Origin of the sequence: Streptomyces sp. NPDC060028, assembly GCF_042736725.1 — a bacterium.
Lineage (GTDB): Bacteria > Actinomycetota > Actinomycetes > Streptomycetales > Streptomycetaceae > Streptomyces.
Genome location: NZ_JBHWVJ010000011.1, coordinates 1 through 16885, shown reverse-complemented (window position 1 = coordinate 16885; position 16885 = coordinate 1). Strand labels below are relative to the sequence as shown.

At 74.1% G+C, this 16885-nt stretch carries 16 protein-coding genes; 5 read left to right on the top strand and 11 right to left on the bottom strand.

Going from position 1 to position 16885, the window contains the following annotated elements; genetic code table 11:
* Window positions 1-22 precede the first annotated feature (22 nt).
* Both ACFWBF_RS08435 and ACFWBF_RS08430 read right to left on the bottom strand, forming a co-directional pair.
* Complete coding sequence (locus tag ACFWBF_RS08435) at window positions 23-373, bottom strand: ArsR/SmtB family transcription factor (protein WP_385597158.1); 351 nt, start codon at window positions 371-373, stop codon at window positions 23-25.
* Window positions 374-420: 47 nt separating this feature from the next.
* Window positions 421-3600 carry an amidohydrolase family protein gene (locus tag ACFWBF_RS08430; RefSeq protein ID WP_385597404.1) on the bottom strand — a complete coding sequence of 1060 codons (3180 nt, stop codon included), beginning with the start codon at window positions 3598-3600 and terminating at the stop codon, window positions 421-423.
* 304 nt (window positions 3601-3904) lie between these two features.
* On the opposite strand from ACFWBF_RS08430, the gene ACFWBF_RS08425 reads away from it, so the two are divergent.
* On the top strand, window positions 3905-4390 hold the full coding sequence (locus tag ACFWBF_RS08425) for a hypothetical protein (protein ID WP_385597155.1): 486 nt from the start codon (window positions 3905-3907) through the stop codon (window positions 4388-4390).
* A 1-nt stretch (window position 4391) separates the two neighbouring features.
* On the opposite strand, the gene ACFWBF_RS08420 is transcribed toward ACFWBF_RS08425, so the two are convergent.
* On the bottom strand, window positions 4392-4892 hold the full coding sequence (locus ACFWBF_RS08420) for a GNAT family N-acetyltransferase (RefSeq protein WP_385597152.1): 501 nt from the start codon (window positions 4890-4892) through the stop codon (window positions 4392-4394).
* A 153-nt stretch (window positions 4893-5045) separates the two neighbouring features.
* On the opposite strand from ACFWBF_RS08420, the gene ACFWBF_RS08415 reads away from it, so the two are divergent.
* Window positions 5046-5558: an SRPBCC family protein gene (locus ACFWBF_RS08415; RefSeq protein WP_385597149.1), complete on the top strand. Its 513-nt coding sequence runs from the start codon at window positions 5046-5048 to the stop codon at window positions 5556-5558.
* Between the two features lie 12 nt (window positions 5559-5570).
* On the opposite strand, the gene ACFWBF_RS08410 is transcribed toward ACFWBF_RS08415, so the two are convergent.
* The 3 genes from ACFWBF_RS08410 to ACFWBF_RS08400 form a co-directional block, all read right to left on the bottom strand.
* Window positions 5571-5867 (bottom strand): SHOCT domain-containing protein, encoded by a 297-nt coding sequence (locus tag ACFWBF_RS08410; protein ID WP_385597147.1) that lies wholly within the window; start codon window positions 5865-5867, stop codon window positions 5571-5573.
* Window positions 5868-6061: 194 nt separating this feature from the next.
* Window positions 6062-6727, bottom strand: coding sequence for a response regulator (locus ACFWBF_RS08405; RefSeq protein WP_385597144.1), 666 nt, complete (start codon window positions 6725-6727; stop codon window positions 6062-6064).
* Window positions 6724-7929 carry a sensor histidine kinase gene (locus ACFWBF_RS08400; RefSeq protein ID WP_385597141.1) on the bottom strand — a complete coding sequence of 402 codons (1206 nt, stop codon included), beginning with the start codon at window positions 7927-7929 and terminating at the stop codon, window positions 6724-6726. Before ACFWBF_RS08400 ends, ACFWBF_RS08405 begins: the two co-directional genes overlap by 4 nt.
* Before the next feature lie 121 nt (window positions 7930-8050).
* Between ACFWBF_RS08400 and ACFWBF_RS08395 the strand changes: the two genes are divergently transcribed.
* Complete coding sequence (locus ACFWBF_RS08395; protein WP_385597139.1) at window positions 8051-8602, top strand: MepB family protein; 552 nt, start codon at window positions 8051-8053, stop codon at window positions 8600-8602.
* Window positions 8603-8668: 66 nt separating this feature from the next.
* On the opposite strand, the gene ACFWBF_RS08390 is transcribed toward ACFWBF_RS08395, so the two are convergent.
* Together ACFWBF_RS08390 and ACFWBF_RS08385 are read right to left on the bottom strand one after the other, a co-directional pair.
* Complete coding sequence (locus tag ACFWBF_RS08390) at window positions 8669-9850, bottom strand: anhydro-N-acetylmuramic acid kinase (protein WP_385597136.1); 1182 nt, start codon at window positions 9848-9850, stop codon at window positions 8669-8671.
* On the bottom strand, window positions 9847-11208 hold the full coding sequence (locus ACFWBF_RS08385; protein WP_385597402.1) for an MFS transporter: 1362 nt from the start codon (window positions 11206-11208) through the stop codon (window positions 9847-9849). The genes ACFWBF_RS08390 and ACFWBF_RS08385 overlap by 4 nt, the downstream gene beginning before the upstream one ends.
* Window positions 11209-11312: 104 nt before the next feature.
* Here ACFWBF_RS08385 and ACFWBF_RS08380 point away from each other — a divergent pair, with 104 nt between their 5' ends.
* A complete protein-coding gene (locus ACFWBF_RS08380) occupies window positions 11313-11933 on the top strand; it encodes an L-threonylcarbamoyladenylate synthase (RefSeq protein ID WP_385597134.1) in 621 nt (206 codons plus the stop codon).
* 12 nt (window positions 11934-11945) lie between these two features.
* Here the strand turns inward: ACFWBF_RS08380 and ACFWBF_RS08375 are convergent, their stop codons facing one another.
* The gene (locus ACFWBF_RS08375) at window positions 11946-12923 is read right to left on the bottom strand and encodes an NAD(P)-dependent alcohol dehydrogenase (protein WP_385597131.1); all 978 of its coding nucleotides are present in this window, start codon (window positions 12921-12923) and stop codon (window positions 11946-11948) included.
* Between the two features lie 488 nt (window positions 12924-13411).
* Here ACFWBF_RS08375 and ACFWBF_RS08370 point away from each other — a divergent pair, with 488 nt between their 5' ends.
* Window positions 13412-13912, top strand: coding sequence for a hypothetical protein (locus tag ACFWBF_RS08370; protein ID WP_385597128.1), 501 nt, complete (start codon window positions 13412-13414; stop codon window positions 13910-13912).
* 51 nt (window positions 13913-13963) lie between these two features.
* Here ACFWBF_RS08370 and ACFWBF_RS08365 read toward each other — a convergent pair whose 3' ends face one another.
* Complete coding sequence (locus ACFWBF_RS08365) at window positions 13964-16225, bottom strand: HelD family protein (protein WP_385597125.1); 2262 nt, start codon at window positions 16223-16225, stop codon at window positions 13964-13966.
* A 148-nt stretch (window positions 16226-16373) separates the two neighbouring features.
* Window positions 16374-16712 (bottom strand): hypothetical protein, encoded by a 339-nt coding sequence (locus ACFWBF_RS08360; RefSeq protein ID WP_385597124.1) that lies wholly within the window; start codon window positions 16710-16712, stop codon window positions 16374-16376.
* Window positions 16713-16885 lie beyond the last annotated feature (173 nt).

Sequence of the window (16885 nt, the reverse complement as noted above, 5' to 3'; positions counted from 1 at the left end):
CGGACCACCGCGGCGGGAGGGATCAGTCGTGGGGCGGCAGCGAACCGAGCTGGTGGTCGGCCACGTTCAGGGCCTCGTCCACCAGGCGCCGCAGATGCCCGTGGCGCAGCGCGTACACGACGCGGCGCCCGTCCTTGCGGGTGGCGACCAGGCCGGCCAGCCGGAGCTTGGCGAGGTGCTGGCTGACGGAAGGACGGGCCGCCCCGCACGCCTCGGTGAGGGTCGTGACGTCGGCCTCGCCCCGGCCGAGCTCGTCGAGCAGCGCGAGCCGGGTGGCGTCGGCGAGCAGCGCCAGGACCGACACCGCGGCGGCCAACCGCTCGTCCTGTTCCTGCGAACCGTGCGCACCTGCCGGATGCGTGCTTGCGCTCATGCGCACATCGTAGGCCGCACCGCCCCGGCCCCTTCCCCCGGTGGTGGTCAGTCGGGGCTGCTGCAGCAGCCGTCGCGGAGCATCTGGTGCAGGACGCCGCGCCAGCTCTCGGGCGGTGTGCCGGGCTCCGCGGGAGCGGTGAAGGCGCGCTCGAGGTCCGCGCGTTCCCACAGGGTTCCGCCGCGGATGCTCCCGCGTACCCGGATCAGGTCGGCGAAGTCGGTGAAGGGGTCGCCGTCGACGAGGGTGAGGTCGGCGATCTTGCCGGGCTCGACCGTGCCGAGCCGGTCCGCGACCCCGAAGACCCGGGCCGGGGTACGGGTCGCGGTGGTCAGGGCTTCGGCCGGGGTGAGGCCGTGGCGGTGCAGGGCCCGCAGGGACAGGTGGAGGTGGAGGCCCACCGGGGTGAGCGGCGCGTCGGTGCCCAGCGCCAGCCTGCCGCCGCCCGCGAGGATCCGCCGGTAGACGCCGACCTCCCGTTCCAGGGCGGCACTCTGCTCGGCGGTCGGCGCCTGCGCGGCCGCCGCCCGTACCGCGGCCACGTCCCACGGCGGCATCAGGTCCGTGACCCGCGGGTCGGCGGCGACCGCCGGATCGTCGCCGATCAGCGGCAGGGCGGTGAAGGGGGTGGCGATGAGGTCGAAGCCGCCGCGCGTGTAGACCTCGACGGTGTCCTGGTACGTGTGCCCGCTCGGGGTCGCACCGTGCCCGTACTCCGCGCGCTCGGTCGCCACGAGATGCGTCGTCAGGTCCTGGCCGGCCTGGATCCCGGAGGCGCACAGGTGGGACCCGGCCAGGACCCCGAGCCGGTCGTGGGCGAAGCGGGCGGCGTCCTCCATGTACGCGTACGGGGCGCGGACGTACGTCTTGACGAAGTCCCAGTCCAGCGCCGCGGCCCGGGCGAGCGAGCGGGCGAATCCCGCGCGGGTGCGGTGGGCGCGCCCCATGCTGTAGGCGACGCGGGAACCGTCGAGCAGTTCGCCCCCGGCCAGCAGCCGCGGTGCGGCGAGCCGGCCGGCCCGGATGTCCTCCCGCAGCCGGGCCTGTTCGTACGCGGATCCGCCGAGGGAGACGGCGGTCGTCACCCCGTACGCCAGGTGCAGCACGCCCTGGCGGGCTCCGTACGTGTACGGGTACGGGTGCACGTGCGCGTCCCAGAGCCCCGGCAGGACGGTGCCCGCGGAGGCGTCGACGGTGCGCGCGGCGCGGCGCCCGGCACGGTGGGGCTCGACGGCGGTGATCCGGCCGCCGCTGAGGAGGATGTCGACGTCGGCGCGGGGCGGGGCGCCGGTGGCGTCCCACAGGAGCCCGGCGTGCACGACGGTGTCGACGGGGGTGGGGCGGCGGTAGGTCAGGGCCAGCGGTACGGTCCGCGGCGCCGCGGCGGCCTCGCCGGAGTCGTCGAGGGTGAGCAGGCGCAACCGGGCGCAGGACTGGTAGAGCAGGGTGCGCGAGTCGGCGGACCACGACGGGTGGTCGGCGGGCTCGTCGCTCAGCAGGCGGGCCTCGCCGGCGGGGGCGCCGTCGGGGGTGACGGGCAGCAGCCACAGGGCCGACTCGGACACGCAGGCCAGGAAGCGGCCGTCGGGCGACCAGACGGGGCCCGAGGCATAGCGGTCCGAGAGCGAGGCGTGCGGGGCTAGTGCGTACAGGCGGGCCTCGCCGGTGGTGGTGTCGACGATGCGGATGAGGTTGTGGCCCTCGCGAAAGCGCCGGCTCAGGCGGTTGCGGTCGCACAGGGCGACGTGGCGTCCGTCGGGCGACCAACTCGGCGGACCGGGCAGGCCGCCACCCCCGAGGGCCGCGGCCAGGGGGGTGTCCGCGCCCGTCGCGAGGTCCCGTACGAGGAGCTGCCCGGCGAGGTCGAGGGCGGCGAGCCGGCGGCCGTCGGGCGAGAGCGAGCCGTAGACGCGGCCGCCCGGGGAGAGGACGCTCTCGCGGCCGTCGGCGAGTTCCCGGCGGCGTACGGTGTTCAGCCCGTCGCGGTCGTCGGTGTAGACCAAGGCCCGGCCGTCGGGGGTCCACACCGGGCCCTGGACGTAGGCCGTGGCGGGTGCCTGGGCGATCCTGCGCGGAGCTCCCCCGGTGACGGGCGCGACCCACAGGGCGTTCAGCGCGGCGAAGGCCACGCTGCGGCCGTCGGGCGAGAGGCTGGGCAGGTGGATGCCGCGGACGGGGCGGCTGCGCTCCGCCTCCAGGACGTACGGCTTGACCTGGTAGCGGGGCCGGACCGTCTCCAACGTGGCATCGAGCCCGATCTCGCGGCCGGTGGTGTCGCGGTGCGGGCGGATCACCCGGAAGCGGCCGTCGAGGGTGATGAGCAGCCGGTCGTCGCCGAGCCAGCGCGGGGGCGCGGGCGCGAGGTCGCCGTCGAGAGCGACCGGGCGGCCGTCTGCGTACAGGCCGAGGACCTCGGCCTTGCGGGGGCCGGGAGCGGCGGACAGCCAGGCGGTGCGCCCCGCCGGGGAGATCGCCGGGGCCAGCAGGCTGCCGGTGGTGGCGGTGTGTTCGGTCCGTACGGGGCCGTGCGCGTCCGCGGCGACGGAGGCGAGGATCCGGCCCGTCAGGGTCTCGCCGCTGAGGGCGGCGCGGACGAAGAGCACGCGGGAGCCGTCCGCCGACCAGACGGGGTCGAAGTCCTCCCAGGCGGCGGGCCGGCCGTCGGGGCCCTCCTGCGCGGGGCCGGACTGCCCGGGCAGGCCCGTGAGCCGGCGGATCCGGCCGTCGGAGACGTTGACCGTCCAGATTCGGTACGGGCTGCCCGCGACCGGGTCGCCGCCGCGCTCGGAGCAGAAGGCGATGCTACGGCCGTCGGGCGACCAGGACGGGGCGCGGTGGTCGAAGGGGCCGTCGGTGAGCCGGCGCAGGGCGGAGCCGTCCGCGCGCATCACCCAGATGTGGAAGGCGCCGCCGCGGTACGCGCTCATCGCGACCCGGCGGCCGTCCGGGGAGAACACCGGGCGGCCGGGCTCCAGGTCGGGCGGGGTCAGCGCGGTGGCGGGCGAACCGTCGGGGGGCAGGGACCACAGGACATTCTGCACCTCGGCCACGATCCGGTCGCCGCTCGCGGTGGCGGTCGCGGCGCCGTTGGTCGCGCGGGTGAACCGGAGCCGGACCAGTTCCCCGGCCGGGGGCGCGGGAACGGGACCTGAGGCCGGGCCTGGGGCGGGGCCTGGACCTGAGGCTGGGCCTGGGCCTGAAGCGGCCAGCGCCGGGGAGCTGTCGATCAGCGCCGTCAGGGCGCCGGCCGAAGCCGCCTGCAGAACCGTCCTGCGTGCAACTCGCAACCCGACCACTCGCCTCGCGTATCGATGGCTGACCCGACCCGACGGTCCCGTCCTGTCCTGTCCCGTCAGCAGGCCAAACGATCAAGCAGGGCCATCGGCAACGGCGCGCGCCCGTCGCATTGTGGGAGGCTCACCCCGCACCGCACCCGGCGAACGCCCCGACCAGCGCACCTTCCCCACGCACCCGCCGACGCACCCGCCCGACGCATCCGCCCGACGCACCCGCCCGACCACTGGAGTCCTCATGAGCACCCCCGATCCCGCGGCTCCGGTGTTCGTCGCCCCGCCACACTCCGCACCCCTGGGAGACGGGCGGATCGGCGTCGTGTGGGCGCTGGCCGACCGCACGCGGGACCTGGATGCCAACCTGGTGCACCTGGCTCCCGGTGCGGAGATCGGCGAACACACCGAGAACGTCCTCGGCGTCCTGCTCGTCGTGGTCGCCGGCACCGGCGAACTCCGCACGCCGGCCGCCACCTGGGCCCTCACCCCCGGCTCGCTGGCCTGGCTGCCCGCGGGCACCACCCGTTCCGTGCGGGCGGGCGGCGAGGGGCTCACGTACACCACCGCCCACCGCCGTCGCCCGCCGCTGACCATCAGCCCGGCGCTCCAGGCCGACGGCGGCGAACCGCCCTGCCTGCTGAACCGCGTCTGCGCCGAATGCGGCCGACTCGCCACCGACGGCGACGCCCGCTACTGCGCCCGCTGCGGCACCGGTCTGGCTGGCTGAGTCACCCCACCGGGTCGGAGCCGCCGAGCCGGCGCAGGTAACGGACGCCGGGCTGCCCGTCGAGGGTGATCTCCTCCACCGCGCCGAAACGGTTCTTCCGGAGCACGGCCGCGGAGGCCGGATTGTCCAGTGTGGTCACCGCGGTCAGCGACGAGAGCCCGTACGAGGCGGCCGCCAGCCGGCACAGCTCCGCGACGGCCGCCGTCGCGACGCCCCGCCCGGCGGCTCGCGCGCCGACGCGGTAGCCGACTTCGGCCGTGCCGTCTTGCACATCCACCAGGTTGGCGCGGCCGACGAGCGCTCCCCGCTCGTCCAGGACGAGGTGGAAGTGGATCGTGCCGCAGTCCTGTTCGTCGAGCAGCGCCTGGTGGCGGGCGGCGAACTCCGCGAAATAGGCGTCCCCGCGGTCCGGCACGCTGCGCGCGAAGAACTCCCTGTTCTCCCGCTCGAAGGCCAGCAGGGATTGCGCGTGTCCGGCCCGGAGCCGCTCCAACCTCACCATGATCGGGAGCTTACGCACCGCTCCCCCACCGCCGCCGCCGGGTTTCCAGCGGCCGCTGCCGCCCGTGGGCGGCGGTGCCTACACTCCTCCCATGTCGACGATCACCTGTACGCACTGCCGGCCTTTCGCCACCCACCCGAGCGGCTGACACCGGTGACGCAGCGCGAGCGGCTCCTCGAGGAGCAGATCATGGTGGACGCCGCCCCGGCGGACGTCCACCGGGTGGTGTCCGACCTGCGGAACATGGGCCGTTGGAGCCCGGAGTGCCGGCGGGTGTGGTTGCCCCGGTCGGCGGACCGCCCGGGTGCCCGGTTCATCGGGTTCAATCGGCGGGGGCTCTTCGTATGGTTCACGATGGGCAGGATCACGGTGCTGCGCGCACCGCAGGCACCGGCCTGGACGGGCGAGTTCGGCTTCGACGTCGGCATCTTCGGTCTCCCGATCGCCCGTTGGGGATACCGCTTCGAGCCGGAGGGCGACGGCACCCGCGTCACCGAGACCTGGCAGGACCTGCGGACCGGCCGCGGCGCCGGGCTGGCCGATCTGCTCGGCGCGGTCTTCGCCGGGACCCGGCCCGAGCGCCGCGTCGAGGTCAACCGGGCCGGGATGCGCATCACCCTGGCCCGGCTGGCCGCCGCCTGCGGCCGATCGCAGACGGCGGGGTGAGGGTGACGGTGTTCATGCGGGGCCGTCCTTGAGGGAGCGGCCGAACTGCTCGTCCAGGACGGAGAGCCGCCGCCAGTACTCGTCCTCGTCGATCTCGCCGGAGGCGAAGCGCCGGCCCAGGACCGCGATCGGCGACTGCTCGCCGTGGGCCGCGCCGCCGACCCGGGACTGCCACGGCGCCCGGCGGGCCCGCCACACGGTGCGGCGCAGCACGGTCACGGCGAAGACCACGACCGCCGCCCAGATCAGCGGGAAGAACAGGATCCACGGGCCGGGCCCGTCGTACGCGAGGGTGGTGAGGGTGTTCATCGCGGTTCAGCTCCTCGGAGGTTCGCGGGTGTGGACGTTTCGCCACACCTCGAGAATCGCTCCGCGAGGGGGTCCCGTCGTCGTACGGCCGGCTGCACCGCGGGTACTTCCCCGGGAGTACGGCGTCACGCGCGGGCCCGTGCACGGCCTTGCGTACGGTGTCAGCCGAGCCGCCGTCAGCCGACTACGGCCCGTCAGCCGAGCCAGCCGGGCCGTACCAGCCCAGACTCGTAGGCCAGGACCACCAGCTGCGCCCGGTCCCGGGCGCCCAGCTTGACCATGGTCCGGCTGACGTGGGTCTTCGCGGTGAGCGGGCTGACGACCAGGCGGCGCGCGATCTCCTCATTGGTCAGGCCGAGCCCCACCAGGGCCATCACCTCGCGCTCGCGATCGGTGAGCCGGTCCAGGCCCTCGACGGCGGCCGGTTTCCTGGAACGGGCGGCGAACTCCGCGATCAGGCGGCGCGTGACACCAGGCGAGAGCAGCGCGTCGCCCTCGACCACCGCGCGGACCGCGCGCACCAGCTCCTCCGGTTCGGTGTCCTTGACCAGGAAGCCGGAGGCGCCGGAGCGGATCGCCTCGAAGACGTACTCGTCGAGCTCGAAGGTGGTGAGCATGACCACCCGCACCTCGGCCAGAGCCGCGTCGTCGGTGATCCGGCGGGTCGCGGCGAGGCCGTCGAGCACCGGCATGCGGATGTCCATGAGGACCACGTCCGGGCGCAGTTCCCGCACGAGCCGAAGGGTCTCCTCGCCGTTACCGGCCTCGCCCACCACCTCGATGTCGGGCTGGGCGTCGAGCAGCGCCCGGAACCCGGCCCTGACGAGCAGTTGGTCGTCGGCGAGCAGCACTCGGATCACGGGTCCTCCTGGAGCGGGGCGGCCTTCAGCGGGATCCGCGCGTCCACGCGGTAGCCGCCGTCCGGGCGCGGCCCGGCCTCGATGCCGCCACCCAGCGCGGCGGCGCGCTCGCGCATGCCGACCAGGCCGTTTCCACTGCCGCCCGCCGCGCTGCCGGTGGCCGGGCCGTCGTCGTCCACGCGCAGTACCAGGGAGTCCGGCCGCCAGGTGAGGCGGACGCGGGCGACGCGCGACCCGGAGTGCCGTACGACATTGGTCAGCGCCTCCTGAACGATGCGGAAGGCGGCGAGGTCCGCGCCGGGCGCCAGGGCCCGGGCCTTGCCCTCGGCGGTGATCTCCACGGCGAGCCCGGCGGCGGCCGCCTGCTCGACGAGCTCGGAAAGGCGGTCGAGCCCGGGTGCGGGGGTGCGCGGCGCGTCGCCGGGCGTGCGCAGGGTGTCGAGGACCTGCCGCACCTCGCCCAGCGCCTCCTTGCTGGCCGCCTTGATGGTGGTGAGCGCCGTACGGGCCTGCTGCGGATCGCTGTCGAGCAGGGCCAGCCCGACGCCCGCCTGGACGTTGATCACCGAGATGCTGTGGGCGAGGACGTCGTGCAGCTCACGGGCGATGCGCAGCCGCTCCTGGTCCACCTTGCGTCTCTCGGCGGCCGCCCGCTCGATCCGCTCGCGGGCCCACTGCTCGCGGCGTACACGGACCAGCTCGGAGACCGCGAGCATCGCGAGGACCCACGCGGTGACGGCCGGCTCCTGGCCCCAGGGCGCGGGGCCGTCACCGGCGGGCGGCAGCCACCGGTAGAGCCAGTGGGCGATGAGCAGGTGCCCGGCCCAGAGCAGGCCGAGGGCCCCCCAGGCGGCTCTGCGGTGTCCGGCGACGACGGCGGCGAAGCAGGCCAGTGCCAGGCTGACGAACACGGGGCCGTAGGGGTAGCCGGCGCCGACGTACACCAGGGTGACGGCACTGACCCCGTAGACCATGGCCGCCGGATACCGGTGGCGCGCCAGGAGCAGGGCCGGCCCGAGGAGCAGCAGGAGGCGCGCGAACCAGTCCAGCGCCACGCGCCCGCTCTGCGCCTGCGCGGCCCACCCGGAGCCGACCTGCGCGACGACGGCCACGAGCAGCACGATCCGCCACGCCGGCCCCCGCCCGCCGTGCTCCACCCACCGCCGCCACGGAGGACCCGGGCGCTCACGCTGCTCTTCCATACGAGCCACGCTAGACGGGGCCGTCCGTCACCGGCGTCACCCCGGCGTAGCGTTTCAGGCGTACTCCCCAGGTAGTACGCCGGGTGATGCCCGCCCGCGGGGGCCGTGACAGGGTGGACGTATGACTGCGATCAACCACCCACCCCGTACGGAGCCCTGGTCGGACGGCGTCCGCGTCCACGAGGCACTCGCCGTCGCGAAGGCGCTCGTGTACGACCCGTGTGGGTTCACCTGCTCGCAGCCGGTACCCGAACCCGAGAGCCTCGCCTACGCCGCGCACGCGTTCACCGTGGACGGCCGCGCCGTCCGTTTCCGCTCGGCCAAGACCACCCCGACGAAGGCCGGGCAGTTCGTCACCGTGTGGAAGCGGTCACCGGGCGGGCCCATCCAGCCCTTCGACGTCACGGACCCCGTCGACCTGTTCGTCATCAGCACCCGCGACGACCGCCACACCGGCCAGTTCGTCTTCCCCCTGGAAGCCCTCCGCCGTCAGGGCGTCGTATCGGCCGGCGCCACGGAGGGCAAACGCGCCTTCCGCGTCTACCCGCCCTGGGTGACCACCACCAGCCGCCAAGCCGACAGGACACAGGCCTGGCAGCTGGAGCACTACCTGGCGCTCGACACGGACTCCCCCCTCGATACCGCTCGCGCCCGTCGGCTCTACCACCCGTGACCGAACCGGTCCCGGCGGCCGGATCGGGGTTCGAGGAGACCGCGCCGCCTGAGCCAGGCGTGGTGGTCACCGCCCGCCGATGACCAGCGAGTTCGGCGGGCGGGCGGGGCGGGCCGGGAGCCGGAGCGGCCGGCGGCCCGGGGTGAGGGAGCCGAGGACCCGGGGGCCGCGGGCGCCGGTGCACTCGGGGGCGGTGCCCGGGAGGCCGTGCAGGGTCAGGAAGCCGAGGACCGCGAAGGCGTACGCCTCCTTCGCGGCGGCGGGCAGGCCGAGGCTGTCGGAGGTCGCCAGCGCGGTGCCCCCGGGCAGTTCCTCGCGGAGCATCGACATGAGGGCCGGGTTGCGGGTGCCGCCGCCCGAGGCGATGACCTCGGTGGCCGCGAAGGGGCGTAACGCGTCGGCGATGGTGCGGGCGGTGAGCCGGGTCAGGGTGGCGGCGACGTCGGGCAGCGCGAGGGCGCCGAAGTCCGCCAGCGCGGTGCGCAGATGGCCGTGGTGGAAGAGTTCCTTGCCGGTCGTCTTGGGGGCGGGCAGCCGGTAGTACGGCTCCGCGAGCAGCCGGCGCAGCAGCGGTTCGTGCACCCGGCCGGCGGCTGCGAGGGCGCCGTCGTGGTCGTAGGCGAGCCGCCCGGAGGTGAGTTCGCGTACGGCCGCGTCGAGCAGGGCATTGCCCGGGCCGGTGTCGAAGGCCACGGCCGCGCCCGTGGCGGGCAGGGCGGTGAGGTTGGCGATCCCGCCGATGTTCAGGGCGGCCGGTACGCCGGCGCGCCCGCGCAGCAGCATCAGGTCGATCAGGCTCACCAGCGGGGCGCCCTGGCCGCCGGCCGCGACGTCCCGGGGGCGGAAGTCGGAGACCACCGGGCGGCCGGTGGCCTCGGCGATCCACGCGGGAGCGCCGAGCTGGAGCGTGCCGTGGACGTGGCCGTCGGCCACCCAGTGGTACACGGTCTGCCCGTGTGAGGCGACCAACTCGGCCCGGCCTGCGCACAGTTCGCGGTCGGCCCGGACGGCGAGCTCCGCGAAGGCCTGTCCGATGCGGGTGTCGAGCCGGCACACCTCGGCCATGGTGGTGGGCGCGGGCGGCAGGGCCGCGGCGAGCGAGCGCCGCAGGTCGTCCGCGTACGGGGCGCTGACCATGCCGAGCGGGACCAGGCGCAGCGTGTCGCCCCCGTCCTCGAACGTCAACTCCGCGGCCGCCGCGTCCACGGCGTCGTACGAGGTGCCCGACATCAGTCCGACGACCCTCATCGCAGCGGCCCGCGGTGGTCGTCGCCGCGCAGGCCGGCCAGGGCGAGGGTGCTCAGCGCGCAGGCGCCGGCCGCGTAGTAGGCGGGGACGTCGGCGTCGCCCGTGGCGGCGGTCACGGCGGTGATGACGAGACCCGCGCAGCCGGAGAACACCGCGTTGGCGAGGGCGTACGCCACCCCGAGCCCGGTGCAGCGCACGCGTGCGGGGAACATTTCCGCGAGCATGGCGGGTCCCGGGCCGGCCAGCAGTCCGATCGCCGCGCCCGCGCCGAGGACGGCGGCGGCCCTGGCGGGGGCGGAGGCGTCGGGGTCCTGGAGCAGGTGCAGGAGCGGGAGCGCGAACAGGACGACGGCCAGGGCCCCGCCGAGCATGACGGGGCGGCGGCCGACGCGGTCGCTGAGCATTCCGGCGGGGAGCATCGACGCGGCGAAGCCGAAGTTGGCGAGGGCGGTGGCGATCAGGGCCTCCCGGAAGGACGCGCCGAGGGTGGACTGGAGGTAGGAGGGCAGGACGACGAGGAAGGTGTACCCGGCCGCGGCCCAGCCCATGATCCGCCCGACGCCGAGCACGATGGCCCGGACGGTCACGGCGGCCGTGACGGCCGTGGCGGCGTCGGCGCCGGGTGGAGCGCCCTGCGCCGCGCGACCCGGCGCTTCCCCTTCCTCCAGCCCCGTACGCAGACCCGTACGCAGCCACAGCGCGGCCGCACCCATCGGCAGGGCCAGCAGGAACGGAAGCCGCCAGCCCCAGCCGTACAGCGCGGCCGGCGAGAGCAGCGAGCCCAGCAGCGCGGCGACGCCCGCGCCGCAGAGCAGGCCGAGCGCGACGGTGAAGGACTGCCACGCGCCGTAGCGGCCGCGCCGGCCGGGCGGCGCGCACTCCGTCATCAGCGCGACGGCCCCGCCGAACTCCCCGCCGGCGGACAGGCCTTGCAGGACGCGCAGCAGCGTGAGCAGCCAGGGCGCGGCCGCGCCGACGGTGGCCTGGGTCGGGAGCAGGCCGATCAGGGTGGTGGCGAGCGTCATGAGGCCGACCACGAGGATCAGCGTCGGGCGGCGCCCGACGCGGTCCCCGAGCCGGCCGAACAGCAGGGCCCCGACGGGGCGGAAGAAGAAGGCCACCGCGAAGGAGGCGTACGCGGCGACCAGCGGCCCTGCACCCGTCGCGGCTCCCGTGCCCGCTCCCGTGCCCGCTCCCGTCCCGGCTCCCGGATCCGGGGTGAAGAAGTGGGCGGCGATGACGGTGGCGAAGCAGCCGTACACGCCGAACTCGTACCACTCGACGAAGTTGCCCGCGGAGCCGGCGAGCAGCGCCCGGCGCGGGCGGGTGAGGGCCGGCGGCGCCGCGCGCAGAGTGATGGGGGTCACCCGTGCTGGGTGCCCGGTCCGCGCGGACCCGATGCCTCGGGGCGGCCGGGTTCAGCAGATCGGCCCCGCCCGCGGCGATCCCGTAGTCTCGGCGGATGGCGACGTACTTCGACGTGCACCCCGAGAACCCTCAGCGGCGCACCATCAGCAATGTGGCGGACAGCATCCGTTCCGGCGCGCTCATCGCGTACCCGACGGACTCCTGCTTCGCCCTGGGATGCCAGCTGGGCAACCGTGACGGCCTCGCGCGGATCCGGACGATCCGCCGGCTCGACGACCGTCACCACTTCACCCTGGTGTGCCAGAACTTCGCCCAGCTGGGGCAGTTCGTACACGTCGACAACGACGTGTTCCGGGCGATCAAGGCGTCCACGCCCGGTCCCTACACCTTCATCCTCCGTGCCACCTCGGAGGTGCCGCGCCAGCTGATGCACCCGAAGAAGAAGACGGTCGGGGTACGGATCCCGGACCACGTCGTCACCCAGGCCCTGCTCGCCGAGCTCGGTGAGCCGCTGCTCTCCAGCACCCTGCTCCTTCCCGACGAGGACGAGCCGATGACGCACGGCTGGGAGATCAAGGAACGGCTCGAGCACGTGGTCGACGCGGTCGTCGACTCGGGTGACTGCGGCACGAAGCCGACCACGGTCATCGACTTCTCCAGCGGCGAGGCCGAGATCGTACGCCGCGGGGCGGGCGACACCACGCGGTTCGAGTAGCCGGCGGGCGGTTCAGACGGTCACGACGACCTTGGCCCTCGCGTGTTCCACCTCGAGGTACCGGATGGCCTCGGATGCCTCGCTCAGCGGGTAGGTACGGTCGATGACCGGGCTGACCTTCCCCGCCTCGGCGAGTCGTCTGAGCTCGTCCAGGTTCTCCCTGTTCGGCGTCGCCGTGAGGACGAGCAGCCGGTGGCCGCCCGCGAAGCGTGACAGCGCCTGCCCCTTGAGGATGAGCCCCATCGGCCCGAACACGCTGCCGCCTTCGGACACGCCCCCGCCGGACAGGACGACCGTACCGGTGGGGGTGAGCGCGCGCCGGATGTCGGTCAGCGAACGGTTCCCCACGAGGTCGAACACGAGGTCGTGGCGCCGCCCGCCGCGGGTGAAGTCCTCCCGGGTGTAGTCGACGACGTGGTCCGCGCCGAGGGAGCGGACCAGGTCCGTGTTCCTCGTGCTGCACACGCCGGTCACTTCCGCGCCCAGCGCCTTGGCGATCTGGACCGCGAAGGTTCCCACGCCACCCGAGGCGCCGTTGACCAGGACCCGCTGCCCCGGGCGCACCCGGCCCAGGTCGCGCAGGCCCATGAGCGCGGTGTTGCCGGCCAGCGGCACCGCGGCCGCCTGCTCGAAGGTCAGGTTGGCGGGCTTCGCCGCCACCGCGCCCTCCGGGGCGCACACGTACTCGGCGAAGGCTCCGTCCGCCTCGCCGAACACCTCGTCGCCGGGGTGCAACCGCGTCACCTTCTCGCCCACCGCCTCCACCCGCCCCGCGAAGTCCGTGCCCCGGATCCGCTCCTTGGGCCGGCGGAGCCCGAGCACCAGGCGCGCCACGTACGGGTCGCCCCGCATGAGGTGCCAGTCGCGCGCGTTGACCGCGGCCGCGCGGACCCGTACCAGCACCTCGTGGTCGCCGACGGCCGGCCTGTCGACCTCCCTGAACTCCAGAACGTCGGGTGAGCCGTACCGGTCCTGAGCTATCGCCTTCACTACGCCTCCGTAACGCACCGGTCCGGCGCGGAAGGGATCGGCCGGCCGGAGGGTCGGCGCCACGTGCGACGGTAGGCGAGCTGCCCCCTGCGCGGCATCCGGGACGACCCCTAGGGTGCATCCCGCGTCACCCGGGCAACCGAACGCGCCGGGGCCGATGTTGCCGAGCTTCCGCGATTCCGCGCTCGGGGAAGAACACCCGGCGCTTCCGGCGCATGCCCGGCCTGCTGCGGCTGCGCTCGCGCTGTCCGGACGGAACGGCCGAGTGGCCCGAACTGCTCGATCCGGACGGCGGGAGCGTCACGGATCCCACCGCCCCCCTGCGCCGGTACCTGGCCCGGGCCGACGTGTTGCGGGGTGGTTGGAACCGGAGGCATTCGGCCAAACATGGAGAGACATTGGCATGGTCCTGACATTTCAAGGTCCCTGTGGGACCTTCCTGCGTGCCCCGCCTCCCCCACAAGCACGTGACGACGAGGAGCACCAGGATGAACCTCTCGAAACTCTCAGGCGTGACCGCCCTCGCGGCAGCGGTGATCATCGGTGGGTCCACCGCCGCCACGGCCCTCGGCCCCACCGCCGATCAGCGGGTCGACGGCACGATCGTGGTCGCGGGCAACACCTGTAGCTGGACCAACGCGCGCACCAGCGCCAATCCCCCGGCCGCCTTGACCGTCGACCGCACCAGCATCAACCCGCCCGCCGGCAACCTGGCCTGCAGCGGCGGCATCACGGCCACGCTCAACAACAACCCCGCCTTCGCGTTCGACGACGCCGCCGCGATCGCCAAGACCGACGCCATCGACATCTCGGGCAAGCAGAGCTTCATCTCCTGCCGCTTCAAGGCCACGAACATCGTGTGGAACCGCGACGGGGCCACCCGCAAGTACGTCAACCAGGCCTTCACCGCGACCAAGGTCTCCGGCAGCTTCCTGTGCCCCGGCTCGGTCACCACGGCCGCCGGGGAAGCCTCCATGCTGTTCCGCTGACCTCCCGCTCCCGGCCCCGCAGCCCCCGCACCGGGGGCTGCGGTCACGGCACTAGGCGCTCAGGCCCTGCGGCAGCCGGCCGGTGTGGATGATGCCGAGGCTCTGGGTGGCGCGGGTCAGGGCCACGTAGAGGTCACTCGGCTGCTGGTCGGCCGGCTCCACGACGATCACGGTGTCGAACTCCAGCCCCTTGGCCTGGCGCGGGTCCAGCAGGACGACCGTACGGGTCAGGTCCGGCCCCTCGCCCGCCCGTACGCCGGGCAGCGCGGCCGCCAGCGCCCCGTGCAGCGGGCGCGGCGCGATCACCGCCAGCCGGCCCTCGGCCGGAGTCCCCTCCCGTACCGCGTCGGCGACCGCGGCGGCCAGGTCGTCGGTCCTGCGCACCCAGGGCCGCTGCCCGGTGGACCGTACCGAGCTCGGCGGCTCGAAATCGGGGCGCCGGGCCCGGAGCACGGCGGCGGCGACGTCCATGATTTCCGCGGGCGTACGGTAGTTGACGCCGAGCCGCACCAAATCCCAGCGGTCCGCGACGTACGGGTCCAGGATCTCCTGCCACGAACCGGAACCGGCCTCGTCGCCGGTCTGGGCCGGGTCGCCCACCAGCGTCATGGAACGGGTCGGGCAGCGCCGCATCAGCAGCCGCCACGCCATCGCGGACAGCTCCTGGGCCTCGTCCACGATGACGTGCCCGAAGGCCCAGGTCCGGTCGGCGGCGGCCCGCTCGGCCGCGCTGCGGTGGTCTGCCTCCTCCTGCCGCTCCGCCATGCGCTCCGCGTCGATGATGTCGTGGGCGGCGAGGAACTCGTTCTCCGTGTCCTCGAACTCGTACGACTCCGACCCCTGCGACAGGTCCAGCACACCCTGCGCGTACGCGACCCGCTCCAGCCGCTCCCGCTCCTCGGCGGCGCGCTGCGCGCTGTCGTCCACGCCGAGCAGCTCGGCGGCCTCGTCGAGCAGGGGAATGTCGGCCGGCGTCCAGTCGTCCGTCGCACGGCGGATCAACTCGGCGTCCTCCGCCGGGAGATGCGTGGGATCTTCCAGGAACTCGGAGATCAGCTGCCGGGGGGTGAGCGCCGGCCACAGGGAGTCGATGGCGGCGTGCACCTCGGCACTGGTCGCGATCTCCTTGCCGAGCTGCGCGACGTCGTCCGGGCCCAGCAGGTTGGGGCCGCCGTAGGGGTCCGCGCCGAGCCGGTCGACGAGCTGCGCGGTCAGCGCGTCGATGATCCGGAACGCGAAGTACGGGCGGGCCAGGTTGTGCGGCAGCCCGGTGGCGCGCGCCCGGTCCCGGGCCTCGTGGGCCATGCCCCGGTCGAGCAGCAGCGTCCCGTAGTCGTCGTGGTCGATCTCCAGGGCCGGCTCGGGGACCACGGCGGACTCCTCGCCGCTGCCGGGGGGCACGGTGTCGGGCAGCGTCTGCCGGTCGCCAACGACGCGGGCGAGGACCTCGGCCATCGCGGCGCGGCCCTTGACGGCCGCGGCGCCGGGGCGTTCGGTGGCGGTCGCCCGGATGCCGGGGAACAGCTCGCCCATCGTGGCGAGCAGCACCCCCGTCTCGCCGAGGGCCGGGAGCACCTCGCCGATGTAGCCGAGGAACGCCGGGTTGGGCCCGACGATCAGCACACCGCGCTTGGCGAGCAGCTCGCGGTGCGCGTAGAGGAGGTACGCGGCCCGGTGCAGGGCGACCGCGGTCTTCCCGGTGCCGGGGCCGCCCTCCACCACCAGTACCCCGCGGTACGGCGAGCGGATGATGCGGTCCTGCTCGGCCTGGATCGTCTGCACGATGTCGTGCATGCGGCCGGTGCGGGCGGCGTCGAGCGCGGCGAGCAGCACCGCGTCCGCGTCGGCCCCCTCGTAGCCGGTGCGCTCGGTGTCGGCGAGGTCGAGGATCTCGTCGTGCAGGCCGGTGACCTGCCGGCCGCGGGTGGTGATGTGCCGGCGGCGGCGCAGCCCCATGGGGAAATGGCCGGTGGCGAGATAGAACGGGCGCGCCACCTCGGCCCGCCAGTCGAGTACGAGGGGCGTGCGCTCCGCGTCGTCCTGCCTGATTCCGATGCGGCCGATGTGGTGGTCGCGTCCGTCGGAGAACTCGAGGCGGCCGAAACAGAGACCGTTCTCGCCCGAGTTCAGAGCGGAAAGCAGACCGGACTGTTCGGCGACCAGCACATCGCGCTCGAGGCGAGCCTGGGAGCCGCTCCCGCCTTCGCCGAGCGCCGTCTGTACGGCGCGTTCGGCCTGGTAGCGCAGGTCGTCGAGGCGCGCGTAGAGCCCGGTGATGAATTGCTGTTCATCCCGGAATTCTTCGGTTGACAATTGCACTCCTGACGCGATACAGTGTCCTCGTAAGCTTCTTCACGTCATCGTGGAATCCAGACGTGAAACAACTAATATACGCAGACGAATACCCCGGCCGCCAATGGTCCGGGGTATTTTTGCGTCCGAAGTCGGAGAATGCGGCCCGTCAGGCGGCCGGGACCTCGTCGAGCTCCCAGGCGTGGCGCTTGAACTCGCGGACGAAGTCGGCGTGGTCCTCCCACTGCCGGGCGACGCCGCGCAGGACGTCCCAGTGGTGCTCCACCGACTGGTCGATCGCACGGCGCAGGGCCGGCTCGGCCGTCGCCCGCTGCTCGATGAGCCCCTTGACCGCGGAGGCCTCCAGCACCGCGTTGCGCAGCGCCCGCAGCGCGCGGGAGGTGTCGTCCATCCCGAAGCCGTTCTCGCTGCCCGTCTCCTCGGCGAAGAGCGGCGTGAGGCGCGCCTCGATGAACGCGGTGATGCGCTCGAAGTGCCGTACGTCCATGGGGGCTCCATTCCTGCCGCACGGCCTCGGGGCCGTGCACGTCGGGTGGCCGGATACCGGCTCCTGGCAATTATCAGGCCCGGTCCGCCCCCCCCGGGCCGGGGGGGGGGCGGGCCGCCGCGACGCTGGTACGCCACTCCGACCCCGCGGGAGAGGTGGCGGAGACCCACGCC

Bases quoted from the DNA above. Each gene is read 5' to 3' on its own strand.
- ACFWBF_RS08380 (WP_385597134.1), top strand. From the start codon at position 11,313: ATGGCGACGTACTTCGACGTGCACCCCGAGAACCCTCAGCGGCGCACC.
- ACFWBF_RS08360 (WP_385597124.1), bottom strand. From the start codon at position 16,712: ATGGACGTACGGCACTTCGAGCGCATCACCGCGTTCATCGAGGCGCGC.
- ACFWBF_RS08390 (WP_385597136.1), bottom strand. From the start codon at position 9,850: ATGAGGGTCGTCGGACTGATGTCGGGCACCTCGTACGACGCCGTGGAC.
- ACFWBF_RS08395 (WP_385597139.1), top strand. From the start codon at position 8,051: ATGACTGCGATCAACCACCCACCCCGTACGGAGCCCTGGTCGGACGGC.
- ACFWBF_RS08435 (WP_385597158.1), bottom strand. From the start codon at position 373: ATGAGCGCAAGCACGCATCCGGCAGGTGCGCACGGTTCGCAGGAACAG.
- ACFWBF_RS08425 (WP_385597155.1), top strand. From the start codon at position 3,905: ATGAGCACCCCCGATCCCGCGGCTCCGGTGTTCGTCGCCCCGCCACAC.
- ACFWBF_RS08370 (WP_385597128.1), top strand. From the start codon at position 13,412: ATGAACCTCTCGAAACTCTCAGGCGTGACCGCCCTCGCGGCAGCGGTG.
- ACFWBF_RS08420 (WP_385597152.1), bottom strand. From the start codon at position 4,892: ATGGTGAGGTTGGAGCGGCTCCGGGCCGGACACGCGCAATCCCTGCTG.
- ACFWBF_RS08410 (WP_385597147.1), bottom strand. From the start codon at position 5,867: ATGAACACCCTCACCACCCTCGCGTACGACGGGCCCGGCCCGTGGATC.
- ACFWBF_RS08400 (WP_385597141.1), bottom strand. From the start codon at position 7,929: ATGGAAGAGCAGCGTGAGCGCCCGGGTCCTCCGTGGCGGCGGTGGGTG.